The organism is Curtobacterium sp. MCBA15_013 (assembly GCF_001865095.1).
GTDB lineage: Bacteria > Actinomycetota > Actinomycetes > Actinomycetales > Microbacteriaceae > Curtobacterium.
The window spans coordinates 50,568-67,692 of sequence record NZ_MJGQ01000067.1; the positions used below are offsets into that span (position 1 = coordinate 50,568).

Sequence of the window (17,125 nt, forward strand, 5' to 3'; positions counted from 1 at the left end):
CGCCCGGTCAACGCCCCGCGCGGTGTTCAGTGCGCGGCGAGGAAGGGGTCGAGGACCGCCCACGTCGCCGCGGGTGCCTCCAGGTGCGGAAGGTGCCCCGCCGCAGGGACGACATGGAACTCGGCACCCGGGACGGCAGCGGCGACGGCCCGCCCGTACGCCGGGGTGACGATGCCGTCGCTCTGGCCGAACACGACGAGGGTGGGGACCCGCACCGCGCCGAGCCGCCCGAGGAGCGTGGGATCGCTCATGGCCCGACCCGCGAGCACCGCCATCGTCCGTCCGTTCGACTGCTGGACGGCTCGCTGCTCGGGCGTGGCCGAAGCGGGATCGACGTACCCCCGGTCCGGGTCGTGCCACGCGGCCTCGGCGAGTCCGCGGGCGTCGAGCGCGAAGAAGTCCGCGATGGGCTCGCCGTCCACCACCGCACCGACGCCGTCGATGTCGACGACGGCGCCGAGCAGCCCCCCGTAGCGCTCGTCGGCCGCTGCCTGCACCGCCATCTCGAGGGCGATCCAGCCGCCGATCGAGGAACCGATCACGGCGACGTCCCGCTGCCCCTCGGCGAGCAGGCGCTCGAGGTACGCGGTCGCGAGGGCGGCGATCGAGTCGAGGTCGTCAGGGCGCTCGGTACGTTCATTCGATTTACTTGAGTGAGTAATAAGATGCTCGTGAAGCAGTGGCACGTCAAGTTGCACGGCCAGCAGGAGGACCTCGGATGGCACCAGCATCATCGCCCAGCGCCGCCGCGCTCCGACGCCGATCGCAGATCATTCATGCCACCATCGCGGTGATCGCCGACGTCGGGTACGCACGCTGCTCGTTCGCGGAGATCGCCCGTCGCGGAGGTCTCAGCAGCACCCGCCTGATCTCGTACCACTTCGACGACCGCGACGCATTGATGCGTGCAGTCGCGTCGACGATCGTCGATGACCTCGCGGTTGCGGTCACGACGGCGATGCGGCGAGCAACCTCGCCACGCGACGCGGTGCACGCCTACCTGCGCGCGAACGTCGCCTTCGCCGACACCCACCGGCCGGAGGTGATCACGCTCGCGGCACTGCTGTTCGCCGGGAGCCTCCCGGCAGACGGCGGCGATGTCGATGCGACGCAGCAGACCATCGCTTCGTTGATCGCGGCCGGCGTCGAGGAGGGTGAGTTCAGCGGCGTCGACCCGGTCATCGCGGCAGATGTCTTGCAGCGCACGGTCGAGGGAGTCTTCCTCCGACTGCACCGGGCACCCGACGCGGACCTGTCGGATCTCGGTGACGGCCTGGTCGCGTTCTTCGACTCCGGACTCGGCACCATGGACCACGACCGTGCTGCGAGGGAGTCGTTCTGATGACCCGTCGGTTCGTCAGCGGCTCGCGGCGCAGTCCTCACGCACCACCCTCGTCGTCACCGTCGTGACAGCAGCCGTGAGCGTCGCGGCGGTTGTCCACTCACCCCTCACCGCGGTCATGATCCGCGACGGGGAGCTCGTGCGCGCCGGACAGTGGTGGCGGCTCGTCACGTCGATCCTCGTCCAGCCCGACGGGTGGGGGCAGTTCGCGTTCAACCTGCTGGGGATCGCTGTGGTGGGATCAGCACTCGAGCAGCGTCGGTCGGAACGGGTGTGGCTCCTGACGTACCTGGTCGCAGGCGTCGGGAGTGGGCTCGTCGTCACGCTGCTCCTCCCCGAGCAACGCGATGGTGGCGCCTCGGACTGCGTCGCGGGCCTGATCGGCGCGCTCGTCGTCGTCTGGGTTCTGGACCGCACCACCTCCACCGGTTTCGAGGCCTTGCTCGACACCGTCGCGATCGCGTACAGCGCATTCTTCTGCGTCTACCTGACACTGATCGACCTCGGCGGCGTCTGGCCCGCGATCATCGCTGGCGACGCCGCGGTCGCAGTCGCACTGACCGCCTCGCGCCGCTTCGGTGCTGTCCGGACCGTCTTCGGTCTGCTGGTCCTGGTCACGGTCACCGGCGGGGTCATGACGGCGCGGATCGACGGCCACGGGATCGGGCTCCTCACCGGCGCTCTCCTCGCCATCATCATCGCGCGGACACGGCCACGGCGTCCGACGACCGCCGCTGCCACGTGAGATGAGGTGCATCGAGACCCGGTCGCAATGGTGACCGCTCGACCATTCAACGGGCGGAGGGAGGATGGGCGTCATTCAGATGAGGATCCCTCATCGGGCAGCCAGAGACGATCGTTCCGGGCCAAGGATCGGCGGCGCCCTGCGGTGTAAGTTCTTGCACTTTCAGTAAACGGAGATAGTCTCCCTGTCTACGCGGAGAGTGTCTCCGCTCAGAGCGGAGGATCACCGTGGTTACTGACGTGAGCACGAGCGGGCGGGCACCTAGGGCTGACGCTCAGCGCAACCGGGATCTCATCTTGGGGACCGCAGAGAGGCATTTTTCCGAGCACGGCGTCGGCGCCTCGCTGGACGCGATTGCGAAGCAGACAGGCGTCGGTGCTGGCACGCTCTACCGTCATTTCCCGACCCGCGAGGCCCTGCTGGCAGCACTACTGGCCGCCCGCGACCAGGAACTGATAGCTCGACGCGAGCACCTGCGCGCTGAGTCGGTGAACACGGCCGAAGCGCTTGACGGCTGGCTTGCAGCGATCGTCACCTGGGCCGGGGCGTACGAGGGTCTTCCCGAACCTCTACGAACGGCGACGGAGACGAGCGCGTCGCCGCTCGCCACGACGTGCGAAGGGTTCGTGACGACGACGGCGGAGTTCCTAGAGGCGGCCCAACGGGATGGCCTCGCGCGCCATGACGTCCGGCCGCGTGATCTCTTCCTCGCTGCACTTGCGACGAGCTGGGTGCGCGGGGCCTCTCTCGCGGACGACGCTTCGGCCTTGGCGCTTTCTGCGCTGACGCGCACGGGATGGGCGGCGCCGGAACCTACTCGGCCCACACACCCCCGCAACTGACAGCACGTTCCCCTGCCCGGCACGGGCAACCACCACATCACGAAGGAGATGGCTATGAAGAGAATCGGCATCATCGGCAGCGGAGATATCGGAAGCGGCATCGCCCGCCTGGCGGTCGCCGCTGGCTACGAGGTTCTGGTCGCGAACTCACGGGGCCCCGAGTCGCTGCGAGGCCTGATCGAGGAATTGGGACCGCAGGCGCAGGCCGGCGACAGCCGCGAGGCCATCGAGTTCGGTGAGGTCCCGGTCTTGGCCGTGCCGCTTGGTGCGTACAAGGAACTCCCTAGAGAGGCGTTCTCCGGTAAGACCGTCCTCTCGACGGGTAACTACTACCCGCATCGAGACGGCCGGATCGCTCGCCTGGATTCGCTCGAGGTCAGCACCGCCGAGTTGGAGCGAGAGCTGCTTCCTGGGGCGGTCGTGACCAAGGCCTTCAACAACATACTGTTCCAACACATCCCCGCCCTCGCTCACTCCACTCCCCGCACCGCCCTCGTGGTCTACGGCGACGAGGATTACGCCAAGACTCAGGTTTCAGGGATCGTGAACGACCTCGGCTTCGAGCCCGTCGACGGGGGAACACTTGCCGAGTCGTGGCGAGCAGAGCCCGAGTCGGGCGCCTACACGCCGATCTATGCCGCCGACCTCGACGCATTCGCTGCCGACTACCTGTCGGACCCCGGAGCCCCCGTCACCGCCGACCGCCTCCGTGTGGTCCTGGCCGCGTCGACGCGGGCGGATGTCGCGGCACGTCAGTTCTAAGAATCGGAGACTCGCCAGCCCGCTCAATGCCTGGCGCGCCACGTCGACGTCCCTCAGGCTCTAACCCGGGACTGCAGCGCAACGGACACGCGGACACACGCCCGCGTGTCCCTCTCGCATCATCGAACGATGTCGGTGGGCTCGATCGGCCCGACCGCCGAACGGACGCGCCGGCACGGGCAACGTGCACGTCTCGATAGACGATCGGCTATCGGGACAGGGCTCTCGTAGTGTGCGGGTATGCAGTGGCAGCAGGCGCTTCTCAATCAGCTCGAAGATGCGAGCCCGGCAGTAAGTGCGGTGCGGCCGTATGGTTCGGTCCTCACACCCTTGGAACTCGATCGGTGGAGCGACCTCGACGCTGAGGTCGACCTCTCGGCGGACGTTGATGCCCGAACGCTCCTCGGGGCGGAACTCTGGGCGTGGCAGAGCACCCTCGACGACGGTGTCCAGCGTCTCCGCGCAGTCCTCCACGACGGCCGCCGCTGCGACCTTGCAATACGCGGCGCGGCGCTCGTGCTTCCACGCCAGCCTGCCGACAACGCTGTGCGGTTCGACCTCGCCCTCGCGGCGACACGCTTCGGCCGTGGCGCGAACGTCATCGGACTGCATCTGACCCTCGGGGTCGTCCGCGAAGCCCTCGTGTACAGCATGGTCCTAGCGGATCGGCAGAGCGACAGTGTTCATCACCGATCGGGAACACCTACCGACGCCGCTGCTGCACGAGCACTAGCGCTGCTGCCCGCCGACCCGGCGCCAGGCATGACGATCCGGATCGCGGAGTTCTATGCCGAGAGTCGCGCGCCGATCGACGCCGACTACGAACCCGACTGGAGTGGACTGACCGCGATCGTCGCCCCGCCTGCCTAGGTGTCGGCCGCCCGGTCACCCATCCACTACCGGTCGCCGCAGCCGGTCTATGCCAACAGTGCGACGCTCAGCCCTCGGACGCGAGGTCGGTGATCATGGCGACCTCATAAGAAGTGAGGGTGATTTCGGCCGCAGCAAGGTTTGTTCGGAGGTGCTCGAGGCTGGTGGTTCCGGGGATGGGCAGCGTGTTCGGCGCACGGTGCAGGTGCCAGGCGAGGGCGACCTGCTGGACGGTGGCGTCGTGGTTCTGCGCAATCGGCTCCAGGGCCGCGGTGATCCGTTCCGGCTCGCCGCCATCGGCGATGCTCATGGGGTGCCACGGCGAGAAGACCGCACCGGTCTTCTCGGTCGCACGGAGCAGGTCCACACCCCGGCGGATACCCGGGTTGTAGAGCGCCGTCGCGGCAGCGATCGGGGTGATCGTCTGCGCGAGCTCGAACTGCTCGAGAGTGACGTTCGACAGGCCGATGTGCCGGATCAGGCCCTCTTCCTTGAGGGCGGCGAGAGTGGCGACCTGTTCCTCGAACGGGACGTCCGTGGCTTGCCCGCTGTGCAGGTAGTAAAGGCCGATGCTGTCGACTCCAAGTCGCCGCGCGCTCATGTTGGCCGACTGGCGGAGGTAGTTCGGGTTGCCGACCGCGTCGAGGGTGGAGTAGTTGTAGCCGCCGCGGACGAAGCCGCCCTTGGTCGCGATGACCAGGTTCTCGGGGTAAGGGTGCAGGGCCTCTCGGACGAGGAGTTCGTTCGAGTGCGGTCCGTAGACGTCTGCGGTGTCGATGAACGTGACGCCGGCGTCGACGACTGCTCGGAGCAGGGCGATGCCGCCGTTGTGGTCGGGGTATTCGCCCCAGACCTGCTTGCCGGCGAGCTGCATGGCGCCGAAGCCGATGCGGCCGACAGTGAGGTCTCCGCCGATGGTGAGGGTCGAGGTGGTGGATGCGGTCATGGCTGTGCCTCCCAGCCGTTAGCCGGCCAAGTTCAGAACCGAGAGGCTGTCTCTCGGTTAACTGGTAGCTGGTCTATCACATGTAGGGCATGATGAGGACTGTGACTTTGGCGGCGATGTTGGAAGCTCGGCGTCCTCGACGCCTTGATGCGCGGCGCAACTTCGACGCGGTCATCGCCGCGGCCACGGAAGCCTTCGGTGAAGCTGGTGCGGACGTGGGGACGGAAGAGATCGCGCTTCGAGCAGGCGTGGGCGTCGCGACGCTGTACCGGAACTTCCCAACTCGGATCGCCCTGATGGAAGCGGTCTATCTGGCTTCCGTGGACGAGCTCGTGAGCTCCAGCTCGGGCAGCGGCGACGTCGATTCCTGGACGGCGTTGCGTCGGTGGCTTGAGAAGTTCGTTGACTTCATGCGGACCAAGCACCCGGTGGTCTCGGTCCTGACCGAGCAGTCCGAGGTGTACGAGCCCACCTGTGACGCGATCTACGGCATTGCCGAGCCGCTGTTCGAGCGCGCTCGGGAGGATGGGCAGATCCGCGGGGGAATCGATGCTGATGACGTGATGCGGGTCATCTTCGCGGTCACTGGTGGACTCTACCGCGACGCTGCACAGCGGGGCCGTGCACTCCAGATCGTCCTCGACGGAATTCGGGCGCCTGCGTCCGACTGCGATCTCACGGGGTGATGCAGTCCAGGTATCACCGGTCACGGAAGAGGTCTTGGACGCGAGCGGCGGCCAAGCGACACGGTGAGTGGGACGCGAAGGGACTTCCATGCGCTCCCCGCACACTCCGTACCCGCTGCTTGATCCGACCGCCGTGCTTTGGTCGTCCCGCCTCTTGGCCGAATCTGATCTGCTGATCATGATGCACGGGTGGAGCTACGACGAACGGCACCTGTTCACGCTTCGCGACGAGCTCCCCGAGGACCTGGTCATCGCGTCCGGGCGGGCACCGATCCCCTAGGCGGGCGGATACGCCTGGTTCCCCAGCGCCGGGAACCCGATCGGTGACCCGCAGCCGGCAGTGGCCAACGCTGCTGCGGACGCCGTCCTGGACTGGTACGACTCGTTGCCCACACCCCGATCGGTGGGGCTGTTGGGCTTCTCGCAGGGAGGCGCGATGGTGCTACAGATGATGCGCCGGCGTCCCGGCGTATTCGCGTACGGGGTGCAGCTCGGCGGGTTCGTCGTCAACGACACCCAGCCAGGCGACGGTGCCCTCCGATCGGGACGCCCACCGGTGTTCTGGGGTCGAGGCGTCCACGACGGGGTGATCCCCGCTGCCGCGGTGCGACGTACCGCCATGTTCAGCACGCAGCATTTGTCCATCACGGAGCGGGTGTACCCGGATCTCGGGCACGATGTTGCTGGCCGGGAAGTCCCCGACCTGGCAGCGTTCGTCACCGATCAGATCGCTCGTCGCTGACCGCAAGCGAGTGCCTCGCGTCGCGGGGGTTCGCGACGCGAGGCAGCCGGAGCGCCTGATCGTTCAGACGAGGAGCGCTCCGCCGTCGACGGGGATCGAGGTCCCCGTGATGAAGGGCTGCGTCATCGCGTACAGGAACGCCTGCGCGACGTCGCTCACCTCGCCGACGCGGCCGACCGGGAGCATCTGGGCCTGCTGGTCGAACATGGCCTGCTGGTCTTCGGCAGTCATTCCCGCCCAGAGGGGGCTGCGGATGATGCCGGGCTCGACGACGTTGACACGGGTCGGCGCCAGCTCGACGGCGAGAGCGCCGGCGAGACTCGTCGTTGCGCCGCACAGGCTCGATGCGACCGCCCAGCCGGCACCCGGTCGGGTGCGCGCTAACCCGGAGGTCAGGGTGATCGAGCCTCCCGGCCGGATGTGCTGCGCGGCCTTGCTGACCGCGTTGAGCGCGCCGAAGTAGCGCACTTGGAAGAACCCGCGGGCCTGGTCGAGGTCCAGGCCGTCGACGGGCAGCAGCGTGAGGGGGTCGCCGGCGGTGTAGACGAGGTGGTCGAACCCGCCGATCTCTTCGAAGAACGACGCGACGTGGTCGGCGTCGAGCACGTCGAGTGCCCGGCCCGTGGCGGAAGCGGTGAGTTCGCCCAGTGCGGCATCGACGCTGGACTGGCGGCGCGAGGCGATGACGACCTCCGCGCCGGCATCCACGGCTGCATGTGCCGTTGCGAGACCGATTCCGGAGGTGCCGCCGATGATCACGACGCGCTGATTGGTGAGGGACAAAGTGTTCCTTTCGATCGAACAGGATCGAGTGTGTGCGCTCGATCGCCAGACCGTCCAAGACCTCTTCATCACGTGGTGAGACCCAACGGGTATGAGCCATGATGAGGGTGTGAACGCCGATCTCGACCTCCGGAAGCTGCGGTACTTCGCTGCCGTCGCGGACACGTTGAGCTTCGGTCGCGCCGCGGATCAGCTCCACATCGCTCAGCCGGTGCTGTCTCGCCAGATCCGTGCGCTCGAGCAGGAACTCGGCATGCAGCTCTTCGTCCGCGATACCCGCGGGACCGAACTCACCGACAGCGGACGCCTCCTTCTCACCGAGGCGCGCTCGCTGCTCGCTTCTGCCGCCGCGGTGCGTCGACGCGTCGCGATCGCCGCGCGCGGCGAAGACGTCTTCACGGTGGGCTTCATGCCCGGGCTAACCGTCACCGACGCAGTGCGGACGTTCCGACGCGGTGCGCCGTCCGTCGACGTCCGGGTGATGCGTACCGGGTGGGAGGAACAGGTCGCGGTTCTGCATGACGGTCGTGCAGACGTCAGCTACCTCCGGGAACCCTTCGACAGTGCGGGCATCCAGACCGTGTTCCTCCACGAGGAACCCAGGGTCCTGATGCTCCCGACGGGGCATCCCCTCATCAGTGCCGACCAGGTGACGATGGAGGACCTGAGCGCTGAGGTGCTCCTGCAGGACCCGGCAGCCGTGCCCGAATGGTCCACCGCTGCGCCCGTTCGGCGTGCGCTCGAAGGCGCTACCCAGCGTAAATCACGAACCGTTGAGGAGAAGCTTGAACTCGTCGCCGGCGGTACCGGTATCGCGATCCTGCCGCTATCGACTGCCCGGTTCTACCGCCGCCCGGATGTGGCTTTCTGTGTCATCGCCGACCTGGCACCCACCGCGGTGCACATCGCCTGGGAGGCTAGCCGCTTCTCGGAGCGCATCACGGCATTCGTCGACGCCGCACAGGCCATCGCGGCTCAACGCTGACATCTGGCATCGCAACGTCTGCCCGGTTGAGGATCGGTCACCTGACACCTCACTCGTAGGCCGCTTCGACCCGTAATCTCGGCACGTGACAGACCGGTTCTGGCAGCAACGCGATCCGATGGAGGTGCGCAGCCATGATGGGTCGGGGCGAACGTCTGCCGGGTGGGTGGCCCTCGCGCTCGTAGCGCTCTACTCGGCGCTGCTGGCGCTCGTGCTCTCGGTCGCGAATAGTGTCACGACGGCGGATGTCGCCAGCGCAGGCGCAACACGGCACCCGTTCGATGACCCTCCGGTCCTGGTTGCTCGGGCGGAGTTCGTGGTCGGGCTCGTCGGTGTCGCCGCGCTCCCCATCGCCCTCGCCGTGATCTCGCTCGGGTACCGCGGCGTGGTCCGAGGCTGGGTCGCCGGTCGACGAGTTGGCTGGGTGGCGCTCATCATCGGCGGGGTTGGTCTGCTCCCCGCCCTCTTCGCCTGCTTATTGGGGATGCTGATCTGCGTACTCGACGGAGGAGTGGCCGCCGGTAGCTGAACATCGAAGCGAGCGAGTCTGTCTCGACAGCCGATCGCTCACCGCACGGTCTGCACGAGCCCACTGGGCTGTGGGGGCGGGCCGTTGCAACTTCGTCTCGACTCCGGTCCGCGCAGGAGCTGGTGAGACCCCTGCGCATAGCCGTGGCCCTGGGAACACGACGGCACCGGCACAGTCCGCGATACGTCGCGCCCGATGCCGAACGCCGACGGTCAGATCTTTGCGAGGGCGCCAGCCGTTGCAACCGCCGCGTCCCAGTCGATCTTCGCGTCCGGGGCAGGGGCGTGGAACTTCACCCGACCACGCACCGCTAGCTTCCGAAATGGCCGATGCCGCGGCGAAAGTGCAGCTCGGACCGGTTGAGTCCGAACGCTCCCACACGGATCAGCACCTGGCCCGGGCCTGGGATCGGGACCGGCAGCTCACGGAGGTGCAACACGTCGGGGCCGCCGGGTGCGTCGATCACGACGGCCCGCATGGTCGCCGTCATCGCCTTGCCTCCAACGTCGACTGCAGGCGCTCGAGTGCCGCGATACAGTCTGCGATCGCCGCGGCACCGGCATCCGAGAGCACGGCGTCCAGCGCTTGGTCGAACCGCTCGTCCGCGAGGGCGAAGGCATCTCTCCCCTGGGGCGAGAGCACACTGCGGACACTGCGCCGATCGTCCGGGTCCGTCGAACGCTCGAGGAAACCATCCGCGGCGAGCCGATCGAGCAAGCGACTGGCTGCAGCGATCGACGTCCCGACGCCGGTCGCGACGTCCTGCACCCGGGCGCCCGATGGAGCTGCCTGGACGATCCGCAACACCTCCAGTCGGGCCAGGCTCAGCACGCCCTCGCCCCGCATCCGCTTCTCGACCGCGTTCCACACGTCGGTCTCGTGCCGCACCAGCGCGGCGAAGTACTCCCGCAGACGCGCCGCTCGCCCAGTCCGGTCGTCCGGGGCGTCGGTTCCGTGGAGGGGTGCAAGGTCCGTGCTCATGCTTCGACTCTACGGCATCTACTTGCTATGTAAAGTAGTTGTCCATGACCACAGACACACGCCTCTCCTTCCTGCGATTCGTCGACTTCATCAACAGCGCCGACCCGTCCATCGGTGAGACGGTCATCGCACCGGAAGCGGCGTTCTTGACGCCGTTCTCGCCCGAGCCGCTGCGCGGGCTGCCGGGGTACCTGCAGATCCTGACGATCATGCGGAGCGCGTTCTCTGACATCCAGTGGAGCATCGACCGGATCGTCGTCGAGGGCGACACAGTCGCAGCACGTTTCGAACTCCGCGGCACGCACGACGGCGAGTTCCTCGGTGTCCCCGCTACGGGGAGGACGGTGGTCGCGAACGCGAGCAACTTCTACCGTTTCGACGAGGGACTGATCGTCGACGAGGTCGGCCAGCCGGACGTGCTCAGCATCCTCGGGCAGATCGGGGCGCTCCCGCCAACACTCGGCTGAACGGTCAGGCTGGCGCACCCTGATGACTCACGAACCGCTTCGACACTCACTCGCTCCCCGGAACGCGCTCGGCGGTCAAGCGAGGGAAGAGCTGTTCGGCGGCTGTTCGGAGCACCTCGCCCAGTCGTTCTGCGCCGGGGCCGTCGTAGGTGTCCAGGTCGTGGTCGAAGCGGGCACTCCAGTCGGGGTGTGCGTAGGGGAAGTCGCTGCCGTAGAGGACGTGGCCGGGCTCCGCGAAGGCCAGCAGTGACGGCAGCGAGGTGGGAGATGCGGACAGGGCGGTGTCGAAGTAGAACTTCCGGAGGCCCGCTTGGATGCTCTCCGGCGTGGTGTCCGGGTTAAACATCGCGGCGGCGCTGAAACGACTGGCTGCGTAGGGCAGGAACCCGCCGGCGTGGGAGAGGATCACGCGAAGATTCGGGTAGCGGTCGAACACGCCGTGCGCGACGAGGTCCACGGCGGTGCGGGTGGTGTCGAACGGGAAGTCCAGCAGTGCGGTGGGCATCCCCGGCAACTGGGCGATCGGTGGTGCGGTGGGGTGCACGAAGACCACGGCTGAGCGGGCGGCGAGTTCTGCCCAGAGCGGCTCGTACGCGGGGTCGCCGAGGTACCGTCCGTGCGCGTTCGACAGCAGGAGCACCCCGTCGGCGTGGAGTTCGTCGAGTGCTCGCACGGCTTCGGCGACCGCGCCGTCGAAGTCCGGCAGCGGCAGCACCGCGAAGTGCCCGAACCGGTCTGGCGCCTCACGGACCAGCTCGGCCTGGTAGTCGTTCAGTTCGCGGGCGAGTTCGCGCGCCGCGGCGTCGTCACCGAAGTGCACGCCCGGTGCGCTGATCGAGAGCATCCCGGTCTCGATCCCCGTTTCGTCCATCATCGCGATCGTCGCTTCGGGGCTCCACTCCGGCATCGACCAGCCGCCGATGGCCCGGGGCCCTCGTCGCGGTGCGGTCCCGCCGCTCGCACCCCACGGGTCCCACTGCGCGGACCCTCCGGTCGCAGCCGGCGCATCCGCCCGGGCGCCCGCCGGGGCGCCGGCCCCCATCGCTTGCGATCCTGCCGCTGCCAGTGCCTCGAAGTAGCGTGGCGGGAGCAGGTGCTGGTGGACATCGATCTTTCCTGGCATGGTGCGGTCCTCCGATCGTCCTCAGCAATGAGGGCTGGTTGTCGTGTGCAGGAGTGGGTGTCATGAGGGATCCCCGCCCGTCGAGGACCCCTGTTGTGTTCAGGGCGTTGGGGTCAACGGCAGCAAGGCCGCGTTGGGCGTGACTGCAGCGGCCTCGAGGTGGGAGCCCGAGGGTCCGGCAGTCGGGCGGGGATCCTGCTCGGAGCGGAGGCCGCCCTTCGGTCGAGCCGCAGCTTCGCGTCGGTTCCGGATGAGCATCGCTGTCAGCGTGAGCAGGATGCCTGCCACAGCCCAGATGCTCAGCCGGATGATCGGGGCGGCGACCGCGGCGCCGTCGAAGTACTGGACGGACCGCAGCAGGTCGAGCGCGTCGCCCTGCGGGAAGACGTAGTAGAGCGTCTGGAAGAAATCGTTGAGGACGTGGATCCCGAGGGGACCACCGGAAGACGTGTTCCCCAGGATCACCAGGGCGAGCGTCATCACCAGCGCCGCGATGGTTCCGCCGAGTGCTGCGACGCCCGTTACCGCTCCCCCGATGGCGACTCCGGTCAGCCAGAGGATCCCGAACACCGCCCAGGGGCCGACGGTCACCGCGCCGAGGGCGGAGTCGATCCACAGGGTGATCAGTGCGGCGAGGAGACCGGCGTAGAGCACGAGGACGATGCTGCGCTCGACGAACTTCGCGGCTGTGTCGACCGTGCCGAGGATGCGCCCGAAGACTGTCGCGCCGAGGGCGGCCCCCAGGCCGGCGAAGAGGATCGCGTAGAACTCGATCGACCCGACCGGGTCCTTCTCCGGCAGGGGCGCGAGGTCTGTGGCCGTGTTGGTGGTCTGCAGTTTCGCTGCGATCGAGTCACCGATACCTGAGATCGCCTGTCCGAGGCCCCGGCCGCCGCCGCTGGCGATGTAGGTGGTGACGCCGGCGCCCTTCCCCGGTGCAGGCAACACGACAGCGCCGTCGACGTCGCGGTCGAGCACCGCGGTTCGCGCCTGCTGCTCGGAGGCCACGACGGTGAGATCCAGCGATCCGTGCTGTTCGAGCGCGACGATCGCGTCAGCGTCGCCGGTGACCGCGAGGTGCACGTTGTTCGGCGTCGGGTTACCGAACGCGCTCGAGTAGCTCGTCAGCATCGCCATCGCCAGGAGCAGGATCGCGATCCCGCCGAGGATCACGTTCCGGTAGCGATGCGCTGATCCCGGCCCTTCGGAGTCCAGCGCGCCGCCCGCGACCGCCGCTTCGAACTCGGGGTGCTGCGGGCCGTCTCCGCGGCCAGTGGCGGGCTCGGTTACGTGCGTCATGGTGTCCTTTACAGTTGTCCAGTAGATGACGAACGTACATCAGGGTTCGGGCTCTGGCAAGATGGACTCATGACCGAGGGAGCGCGCACGGCGCCACGCGCGAGCCAGCGGGTGGACCCGCGCATCATCCGCACCCGCGCCGCCCTGATCCGGGCGCTGGCCGCCCTGGTGTCCGAGACGCCGAAGGGCGAGACGATCTCGATGAGCGCCGTGGCACAGCGTGCTGGGTTGAGCAGGCAGGCCCTCCACAACCACTACAGCAATGTCGGTGACCTGGCGACGGACCTCTGGATCAGCCGCCTCCTCGAGGACCAGCTTCCGCTCGACGAGGCCGCGGCGAACCTCCCACAGGCCCTCACTGACGCCGTTCGGGAGCGCGGGATCGAACCGCTGCTCGCCGCGGGACGTGCGGATCGCGGCTTCTTCGACAAGCTGCGCGCCGTTCCACGTGGCGAGCGTGTTGCCGAGGTGCTCGCAGACGCGATGACGACCTGGCTGTCGGAGTCGGACCACGATCACCGAGGATCGGAGATCGCTCTGACCGGGGACGCCCGGACCTTCACGATCGGCGGCATGATCGCGCTCGTGTCGACGTGGCAGATGGCGGACGCGCCCCCGAGCACGGCCGAGCAGGTGGCGGCTCTCCGGACCTTCGCAGCGGCAGCGGCTGGCGCTGGCTGAACCGCGCGGACCCGGGTCCCGGCAGCCCGGCGGATCCCGCCCAGGCCAGCAGCCCGGGCGGGAGGAGCGTCAGCCGTCGTACGCGACGTAGTGCAGCTCGGCATCCCGCCGCTCGTCGTGGAGCTTCACGTAGGACTGCGCGATGACCGCCGGTTCAGCGTCCGGTCGCCCACCGCCGATCAGCGCGGTGATGGCGACGAACCCGACGTAGACACCCTTGTCAGCGAGAGCGGCGTTGAGGTTGAGCGTCCAGTTCCGGAGCCCCGCCGCTGCGATGTTGACGTTCCCGCGGACCGGCGTCTGGGCGAGCGCACCGCCACCGGTGGTCACGAGGACCGTGCCGGCGCCCGCCGCGATCATGCCCGGCAGGACCTCCCCGACGGCCGCGATGGCGCCGCCGAGGTAGAAGTCGAGCTGTGGCTGCAGGTTCTCCATCGTCACGTCCACCGCGTCGACCGACTCCAGGGTCCGGTCAGCCGGGGAGAACTCGAGGACGTCGATCGGCCCGAGCGTCTCCCGGATCGATCGGAGAGCAGTCCGGATCGTGTCGGGCTCGCTGACGTCGGCGGTGAAACCACGAGCCTGGATGCCCTCCGCGACGAGCTCACCCGCCAGGGAGTCCACGTTCGCCTGGCTGCGGGCCACGAGCGCGACGTCGAAGCCCTTCTGCCCGAAGGCCCGCGCGATCTCGAGACCCAGACCAGGGCCTGCGCCGATGATGGTGATGAGGGGCATGATGCGTCCTTCCGTGGCCCACCGCCGGGCCCTGCAAGCTGGTGCGGTAAGTTGAGACCGTCCTCAAATCCACTGCAGCATATGTTGAGACCGCCCTCAAGTTCCTTCGGAGTCGCTGTGAGCACCCCACCCCGTCTGCGTCGAGACGCGCAGGCGAACCTCCAGAAGCTGCGCGCTGCCGCCATCGCCGTGTTCTCGCAGCGAGGGTTGTCCGCTCCCCTGGAGGACATCGCCCGGGAAGCCGGGGTGAGCATCGGCACGCTCTACAACCGCATCGGATCGCGCGAAGACCTCATCGACGCCGTCGTGCCGGACATCGCGGGCGCGAAGCTTCGGACCCTGCGGGAACGGACACTGGCCCAGGACAGTCCGCGCGCGCAGCTGGAGACCTTCATCGCCGAGATGATCGACCTGCAGCGGAGCGACCCGGCGATGAACGACGCGATGCTCCGGCGATACCCCGACGCCGTGCTCCTCATCAACGCATGCGAACGATCGATGGCGCTCGGAGCGGAACTCGTCGCCAACGCACACAACGCCGGCGTGCTCGCCGAGGACTTCACCACCGAGGACCTGATGACCGTCCTGTGGATGGCCGGGATGGCCAGCCATGACCCTGCCGCTCCGGACGGATGGCGCCGTGTCGTCGACCGGAGCATCTCCGCTGCCTGGACCATCCAGGGCTGATGCCGCGACGAGCTTCGCGTCCGTACCACCGGCAAAGCCGCCTCCGTATCGCTAGCGCAATGGCGAAATCGAGTGCCTCACAGAGGGAAAACTAGGAGTCGTTGAACGGCGCGTCGGACCTGTGCAGCCATGTCAATGCCATCGGGGTCCAGGAGCCACATCACCTGCAGGCCGTCCATCAAGGCGGTGAGCTCGATGGCTGCCGCGGCGACGTCGACACTGTCGATTAAGTCGCCAGCCACTTTTGCCTTGTCAAGGGCTGTCTCGGTGCCTGACCGGATGCGCGCGTAGCGCTTGACGAAGTACTCGTGAGCGGGATGCGCCGGGTCGGTTGCCTCCGCCGAGAGGACGGCGTAAAGCGCGATGATGCCGGGGAGCTCGGCGTTCCGTGCAGCCAGGTCGACCATGCCGCGGAGGACGCCCACGCCGCCCGACTGGGCGGAGCCGCTGCGACAGAAACTTGCTCGGTCTGCCCGGTCGCGCTCTTCGAGCACCGCCTCGAGAAGGGACTCCTTGGTCGCGAAGTGGTGCAGGAGCCCGGCCCGCGAGATTCCGCAGGCGGCGGCGATCTCGAGGATCGTGGCCCCGTTGAAGCCGACTCGACCGAATTGCAGAGTGGCTTCGGCGACGATCTGCTCGCGTCGAGCTCGGCCGGCGGCATAGCCCTTTTCGGTCTTGGTGTTCATCGCGTCCATTCTGTCGCTTCGCGAGTAGCGGGATGGTAGGTGTGAAAACACCTACACCAGTGTAGATTTTCGTGTTAGCGTCTGATCTGCACCTTCCCTGCCGAGGCCGCTGGCTGATTCTCGGGACCGCGATCGCGGGTGGGGCAGGGTCCTCGCTGCGGGTCTTTCTCGACACCGCCGTCCGTAACCGGCTCGGGTCCCGGTTCCCGTGGGGCACGAGCGTCATGAACCTCACCGGCTCCCTCGCGCTCGGCATCATCACCGGCTCGGTACCACCGTCCTGCCAGCGGTCTGGGTGACCGTCGTCGGTACCGGCCTGATTGGCGGGTACACGACGTTCAGCACCGCCAGCGTCGAAGCCGTCCGGCTCGCACTCGAGAACCGCTACCGCGCAGCAGCGGCACACGGCCTCGTGAACCTCGTCGCGTGCGTCCTCGTGGCACTCCTCGGCCTCTGGATCGGTGTCCGATAGCCGATCCGCTACCGGGCGGTCGTCAATCAGAGCGGGGCCGGGAGTAGGTACCCTGCGATCATGGGTCTCGTTGAACAGTTCATCGTCGGGGGTGTGCTCGCGGGCTGGGGTCTCTTCGTGGTCTTGTTCCCCAAGATCGTCATCAAGTGGTTGTTGGCAGCCGAGAAAGCCGGCGTCGCCTGGAATCCACAAGCCAGATGGGGAACCGCGTGGGCCCGAATGCTCGGGAGCGTACTCGCCCTCGTCGGGCTCATCATGCTCGTAACGGGTCTCTTCGGAGTGCAGTGGAGATAGGCGCCGATCAGCTCGCTGTCGTTGTCCCGGGTCTGCCGGAATCAGCGGCGTCTCGGTGGCCGATCGGCTATCGGTACAGCTCATCCTCGGAGCGACAGGCCGATAGCGTGAAGCGATGGCAACCGGCGTGAAGTACGACTCTCTCTGGGATGAAGCGCACCGGTCCTTCGACAGGGGCACCCTTCGCGTGGATCACGCGCCCGTCGACGGTGACCCGCGCTGGGGTCTCAGCCTCGTCCTGCTTCCGCCGGCGCACGTCGCTGACGCGGTGGACGCGGCCGCCGCTGAAATCGGCAGCCTCTACGACGGCACGCACCAGATCTACAACGCCGCCGACCTGCACCTAACAGTCACGAGCCTGGAGCCCTACCGCGACAAGGTCGCGCAGACAACGATCGAGCACTACGTCGACGCGGTCGAGCGTGCCCGCGATCGGGACTGCTGCAGGTTTGGTTGACTCCTGAGAGG

23 protein-coding genes are annotated in these 17,125 nt (G+C 67.8%); 15 read left to right on the forward strand and 8 right to left on the reverse strand.

Annotation, left to right across the window (positions count from 1 at the left end; translation table 11 throughout):
- Positions 1 to 26 precede the first annotated feature (26 nt).
- The gene (locus BIV01_RS17240; RefSeq protein WP_254791876.1) at positions 27 to 725 is read right to left on the reverse strand and encodes an alpha/beta fold hydrolase; all 699 of its coding nucleotides are present in this window, start codon (positions 723 to 725) and stop codon (positions 27 to 29) included.
- On the opposite strand from BIV01_RS17240, the gene BIV01_RS17245 reads away from it, so the two are divergent.
- The 5 genes from BIV01_RS17245 to BIV01_RS17265 all read left to right on the forward strand — a co-directional run bounded on the left by BIV01_RS17245 (position 719) and on the right by BIV01_RS17265 (position 4,561).
- Complete coding sequence (locus BIV01_RS17245) at positions 719 to 1,342, forward strand: TetR family transcriptional regulator (RefSeq protein ID WP_083414123.1); 624 nt, start codon at positions 719 to 721, stop codon at positions 1,340 to 1,342. The genes BIV01_RS17240 and BIV01_RS17245 overlap by 7 nt on opposite strands.
- A 118-nt stretch (positions 1,343 to 1,460) precedes the next feature.
- Positions 1,461 to 2,087: a rhomboid family intramembrane serine protease gene (locus BIV01_RS17250; RefSeq protein WP_071303655.1), complete on the forward strand. Its 627-nt coding sequence runs from the start codon at positions 1,461 to 1,463 to the stop codon at positions 2,085 to 2,087.
- 227 nt (positions 2,088 to 2,314) lie between these two features.
- Positions 2,315 to 2,929 (forward strand): TetR/AcrR family transcriptional regulator, encoded by a 615-nt coding sequence (locus BIV01_RS17255; RefSeq protein WP_175473775.1) that lies wholly within the window; start codon positions 2,315 to 2,317, stop codon positions 2,927 to 2,929.
- A gap of 36 nt (positions 2,930 to 2,965) precedes the next feature.
- Positions 2,966 to 3,691, forward strand: a complete 726-nt coding sequence (locus BIV01_RS17260) for an NADPH-dependent F420 reductase (protein WP_302847437.1) — start codon at positions 2,966 to 2,968, stop codon at positions 3,689 to 3,691.
- A gap of 240 nt (positions 3,692 to 3,931) precedes the next feature.
- Positions 3,932 to 4,561 carry a hypothetical protein gene (locus BIV01_RS17265; protein WP_071303657.1) on the forward strand — a complete coding sequence of 210 codons (630 nt, stop codon included), beginning with the start codon at positions 3,932 to 3,934 and terminating at the stop codon, positions 4,559 to 4,561.
- A gap of 67 nt (positions 4,562 to 4,628) precedes the next feature.
- On the opposite strand, the gene BIV01_RS17270 is transcribed toward BIV01_RS17265, so the two are convergent.
- Complete coding sequence (locus BIV01_RS17270) at positions 4,629 to 5,507, reverse strand: aldo/keto reductase (RefSeq protein WP_071303658.1); 879 nt, start codon at positions 5,505 to 5,507, stop codon at positions 4,629 to 4,631.
- A 101-nt stretch (positions 5,508 to 5,608) separates the two neighbouring features.
- Between BIV01_RS17270 and BIV01_RS17275 the strand changes: the two genes are divergently transcribed.
- Together BIV01_RS17275 and BIV01_RS20305 are read left to right on the forward strand one after the other, a co-directional pair.
- Entirely contained in the window at positions 5,609 to 6,193 is a 585-nt protein-coding gene (locus BIV01_RS17275) for a TetR/AcrR family transcriptional regulator (RefSeq protein WP_175473776.1), read from the forward strand.
- 340 nt (positions 6,194 to 6,533) lie between these two features.
- Complete coding sequence (locus BIV01_RS20305; protein ID WP_254791877.1) at positions 6,534 to 6,935, forward strand: alpha/beta hydrolase; 402 nt, start codon at positions 6,534 to 6,536, stop codon at positions 6,933 to 6,935.
- Positions 6,936 to 6,998: 63 nt separating this feature from the next.
- On the opposite strand, the gene BIV01_RS17285 is transcribed toward BIV01_RS20305, so the two are convergent.
- On the reverse strand, positions 6,999 to 7,718 hold the full coding sequence (locus BIV01_RS17285) for an SDR family oxidoreductase (protein WP_071303659.1): 720 nt from the start codon (positions 7,716 to 7,718) through the stop codon (positions 6,999 to 7,001).
- Between the two features lie 109 nt (positions 7,719 to 7,827).
- On the opposite strand from BIV01_RS17285, the gene BIV01_RS17290 reads away from it, so the two are divergent.
- Positions 7,828 to 8,703: a LysR family transcriptional regulator gene (locus tag BIV01_RS17290; RefSeq protein ID WP_071303660.1), complete on the forward strand. Its 876-nt coding sequence runs from the start codon at positions 7,828 to 7,830 to the stop codon at positions 8,701 to 8,703.
- 85 nt (positions 8,704 to 8,788) lie between these two features.
- Positions 8,789 to 9,232, forward strand: coding sequence for a hypothetical protein (locus BIV01_RS17295; protein WP_071303661.1), 444 nt, complete (start codon positions 8,789 to 8,791; stop codon positions 9,230 to 9,232).
- 486 nt (positions 9,233 to 9,718) lie between these two features.
- On the opposite strand, the gene BIV01_RS17305 is transcribed toward BIV01_RS17295, so the two are convergent.
- Complete coding sequence (locus BIV01_RS17305) at positions 9,719 to 10,213, reverse strand: MarR family transcriptional regulator (RefSeq protein WP_071303663.1); 495 nt, start codon at positions 10,211 to 10,213, stop codon at positions 9,719 to 9,721.
- Between the two features lie 44 nt (positions 10,214 to 10,257).
- Between BIV01_RS17305 and BIV01_RS17310 the strand changes: the two genes are divergently transcribed.
- Positions 10,258 to 10,680, forward strand: a complete 423-nt coding sequence (locus BIV01_RS17310) for an ester cyclase (RefSeq protein ID WP_071303664.1) — start codon at positions 10,258 to 10,260, stop codon at positions 10,678 to 10,680.
- Positions 10,681 to 10,726: 46 nt separating this feature from the next.
- On the opposite strand, the gene BIV01_RS17315 is transcribed toward BIV01_RS17310, so the two are convergent.
- Positions 10,727 to 11,803: an amidohydrolase family protein gene (locus BIV01_RS17315; RefSeq protein WP_083414126.1), complete on the reverse strand. Its 1,077-nt coding sequence runs from the start codon at positions 11,801 to 11,803 to the stop codon at positions 10,727 to 10,729.
- Between the two features lie 99 nt (positions 11,804 to 11,902).
- Complete coding sequence (locus BIV01_RS17320; protein WP_123314033.1) at positions 11,903 to 13,102, reverse strand: ABC transporter permease; 1,200 nt, start codon at positions 13,100 to 13,102, stop codon at positions 11,903 to 11,905.
- Positions 13,103 to 13,171: 69 nt separating this feature from the next.
- Between BIV01_RS17320 and BIV01_RS17325 the strand changes: the two genes are divergently transcribed.
- Positions 13,172 to 13,783 carry a hypothetical protein gene (locus BIV01_RS17325; protein ID WP_071303666.1) on the forward strand — a complete coding sequence of 204 codons (612 nt, stop codon included), beginning with the start codon at positions 13,172 to 13,174 and terminating at the stop codon, positions 13,781 to 13,783.
- Between the two features lie 69 nt (positions 13,784 to 13,852).
- Here the strand turns inward: BIV01_RS17325 and BIV01_RS17330 are convergent, their stop codons facing one another.
- A complete protein-coding gene (locus tag BIV01_RS17330; RefSeq protein WP_071303667.1) occupies positions 13,853 to 14,518 on the reverse strand; it encodes an SDR family NAD(P)-dependent oxidoreductase in 666 nt (221 codons plus the stop codon).
- Positions 14,519 to 14,635: 117 nt separating this feature from the next.
- Between BIV01_RS17330 and BIV01_RS17335 the strand changes: the two genes are divergently transcribed.
- The gene (locus BIV01_RS17335; protein ID WP_071303668.1) at positions 14,636 to 15,205 is read left to right on the forward strand and encodes a TetR/AcrR family transcriptional regulator; all 570 of its coding nucleotides are present in this window, start codon (positions 14,636 to 14,638) and stop codon (positions 15,203 to 15,205) included.
- Between the two features lie 77 nt (positions 15,206 to 15,282).
- On the opposite strand, the gene BIV01_RS17340 is transcribed toward BIV01_RS17335, so the two are convergent.
- Positions 15,283 to 15,891, reverse strand: coding sequence for a TetR/AcrR family transcriptional regulator (locus BIV01_RS17340; RefSeq protein ID WP_071303703.1), 609 nt, complete (start codon positions 15,889 to 15,891; stop codon positions 15,283 to 15,285).
- Positions 15,892 to 16,186: 295 nt separating this feature from the next.
- On the opposite strand from BIV01_RS17340, the gene BIV01_RS20450 reads away from it, so the two are divergent.
- The 3 genes from BIV01_RS20450 to BIV01_RS17355 all read left to right on the forward strand — a co-directional run bounded on the left by BIV01_RS20450 (position 16,187) and on the right by BIV01_RS17355 (position 17,114).
- Entirely contained in the window at positions 16,187 to 16,363 is a 177-nt protein-coding gene (locus tag BIV01_RS20450) for a fluoride efflux transporter FluC (protein WP_243736460.1), read from the forward strand.
- 60 nt (positions 16,364 to 16,423) lie between these two features.
- Positions 16,424 to 16,657 (forward strand): hypothetical protein, encoded by a 234-nt coding sequence (locus BIV01_RS17350; RefSeq protein ID WP_071303669.1) that lies wholly within the window; start codon positions 16,424 to 16,426, stop codon positions 16,655 to 16,657.
- A 115-nt stretch (positions 16,658 to 16,772) separates the two neighbouring features.
- On the forward strand, positions 16,773 to 17,114 hold the full coding sequence (locus tag BIV01_RS17355) for a hypothetical protein (protein WP_071303670.1): 342 nt from the start codon (positions 16,773 to 16,775) through the stop codon (positions 17,112 to 17,114).
- Positions 17,115 to 17,125: the final 11 nt, after the last annotated feature.

Excerpts from the sequence above, each read along its gene's own strand:
- BIV01_RS17245 (WP_083414123.1), top strand. The coding sequence starts at position 719 with ATGGCACCAGCATCATCGCCCAGCGCCGCCGCGCTCCGACGCCGATCG.
- BIV01_RS17250 (WP_071303655.1), top strand. The coding sequence starts at position 1,461 with ATGATCCGCGACGGGGAGCTCGTGCGCGCCGGACAGTGGTGGCGGCTC.
- BIV01_RS17265 (WP_071303657.1), top strand. The coding sequence starts at position 3,932 with ATGCAGTGGCAGCAGGCGCTTCTCAATCAGCTCGAAGATGCGAGCCCG.
- BIV01_RS17270 (WP_071303658.1), bottom strand. The coding sequence starts at position 5,507 with ATGACCGCATCCACCACCTCGACCCTCACCATCGGCGGAGACCTCACT.
- BIV01_RS17305 (WP_071303663.1), bottom strand. The coding sequence starts at position 10,213 with ATGAGCACGGACCTTGCACCCCTCCACGGAACCGACGCCCCGGACGAC.
- BIV01_RS17310 (WP_071303664.1), top strand. The coding sequence starts at position 10,258 with ATGACCACAGACACACGCCTCTCCTTCCTGCGATTCGTCGACTTCATC.
- BIV01_RS17315 (WP_083414126.1), bottom strand. The coding sequence starts at position 11,803 with ATGCCAGGAAAGATCGATGTCCACCAGCACCTGCTCCCGCCACGCTAC.
- BIV01_RS17320 (WP_123314033.1), bottom strand. The coding sequence starts at position 13,102 with ATGACGCACGTAACCGAGCCCGCCACTGGCCGCGGAGACGGCCCGCAG.
- BIV01_RS17325 (WP_071303666.1), top strand. The coding sequence starts at position 13,172 with ATGACCGAGGGAGCGCGCACGGCGCCACGCGCGAGCCAGCGGGTGGAC.
- BIV01_RS17330 (WP_071303667.1), bottom strand. The coding sequence starts at position 14,518 with ATGCCCCTCATCACCATCATCGGCGCAGGCCCTGGTCTGGGTCTCGAG.
- BIV01_RS17340 (WP_071303703.1), bottom strand. The coding sequence starts at position 15,891 with ATGAACACCAAGACCGAAAAGGGCTATGCCGCCGGCCGAGCTCGACGC.
- BIV01_RS17350 (WP_071303669.1), top strand. The coding sequence starts at position 16,424 with ATGGGTCTCGTTGAACAGTTCATCGTCGGGGGTGTGCTCGCGGGCTGG.
- BIV01_RS17355 (WP_071303670.1), top strand. The coding sequence starts at position 16,773 with ATGGCAACCGGCGTGAAGTACGACTCTCTCTGGGATGAAGCGCACCGG.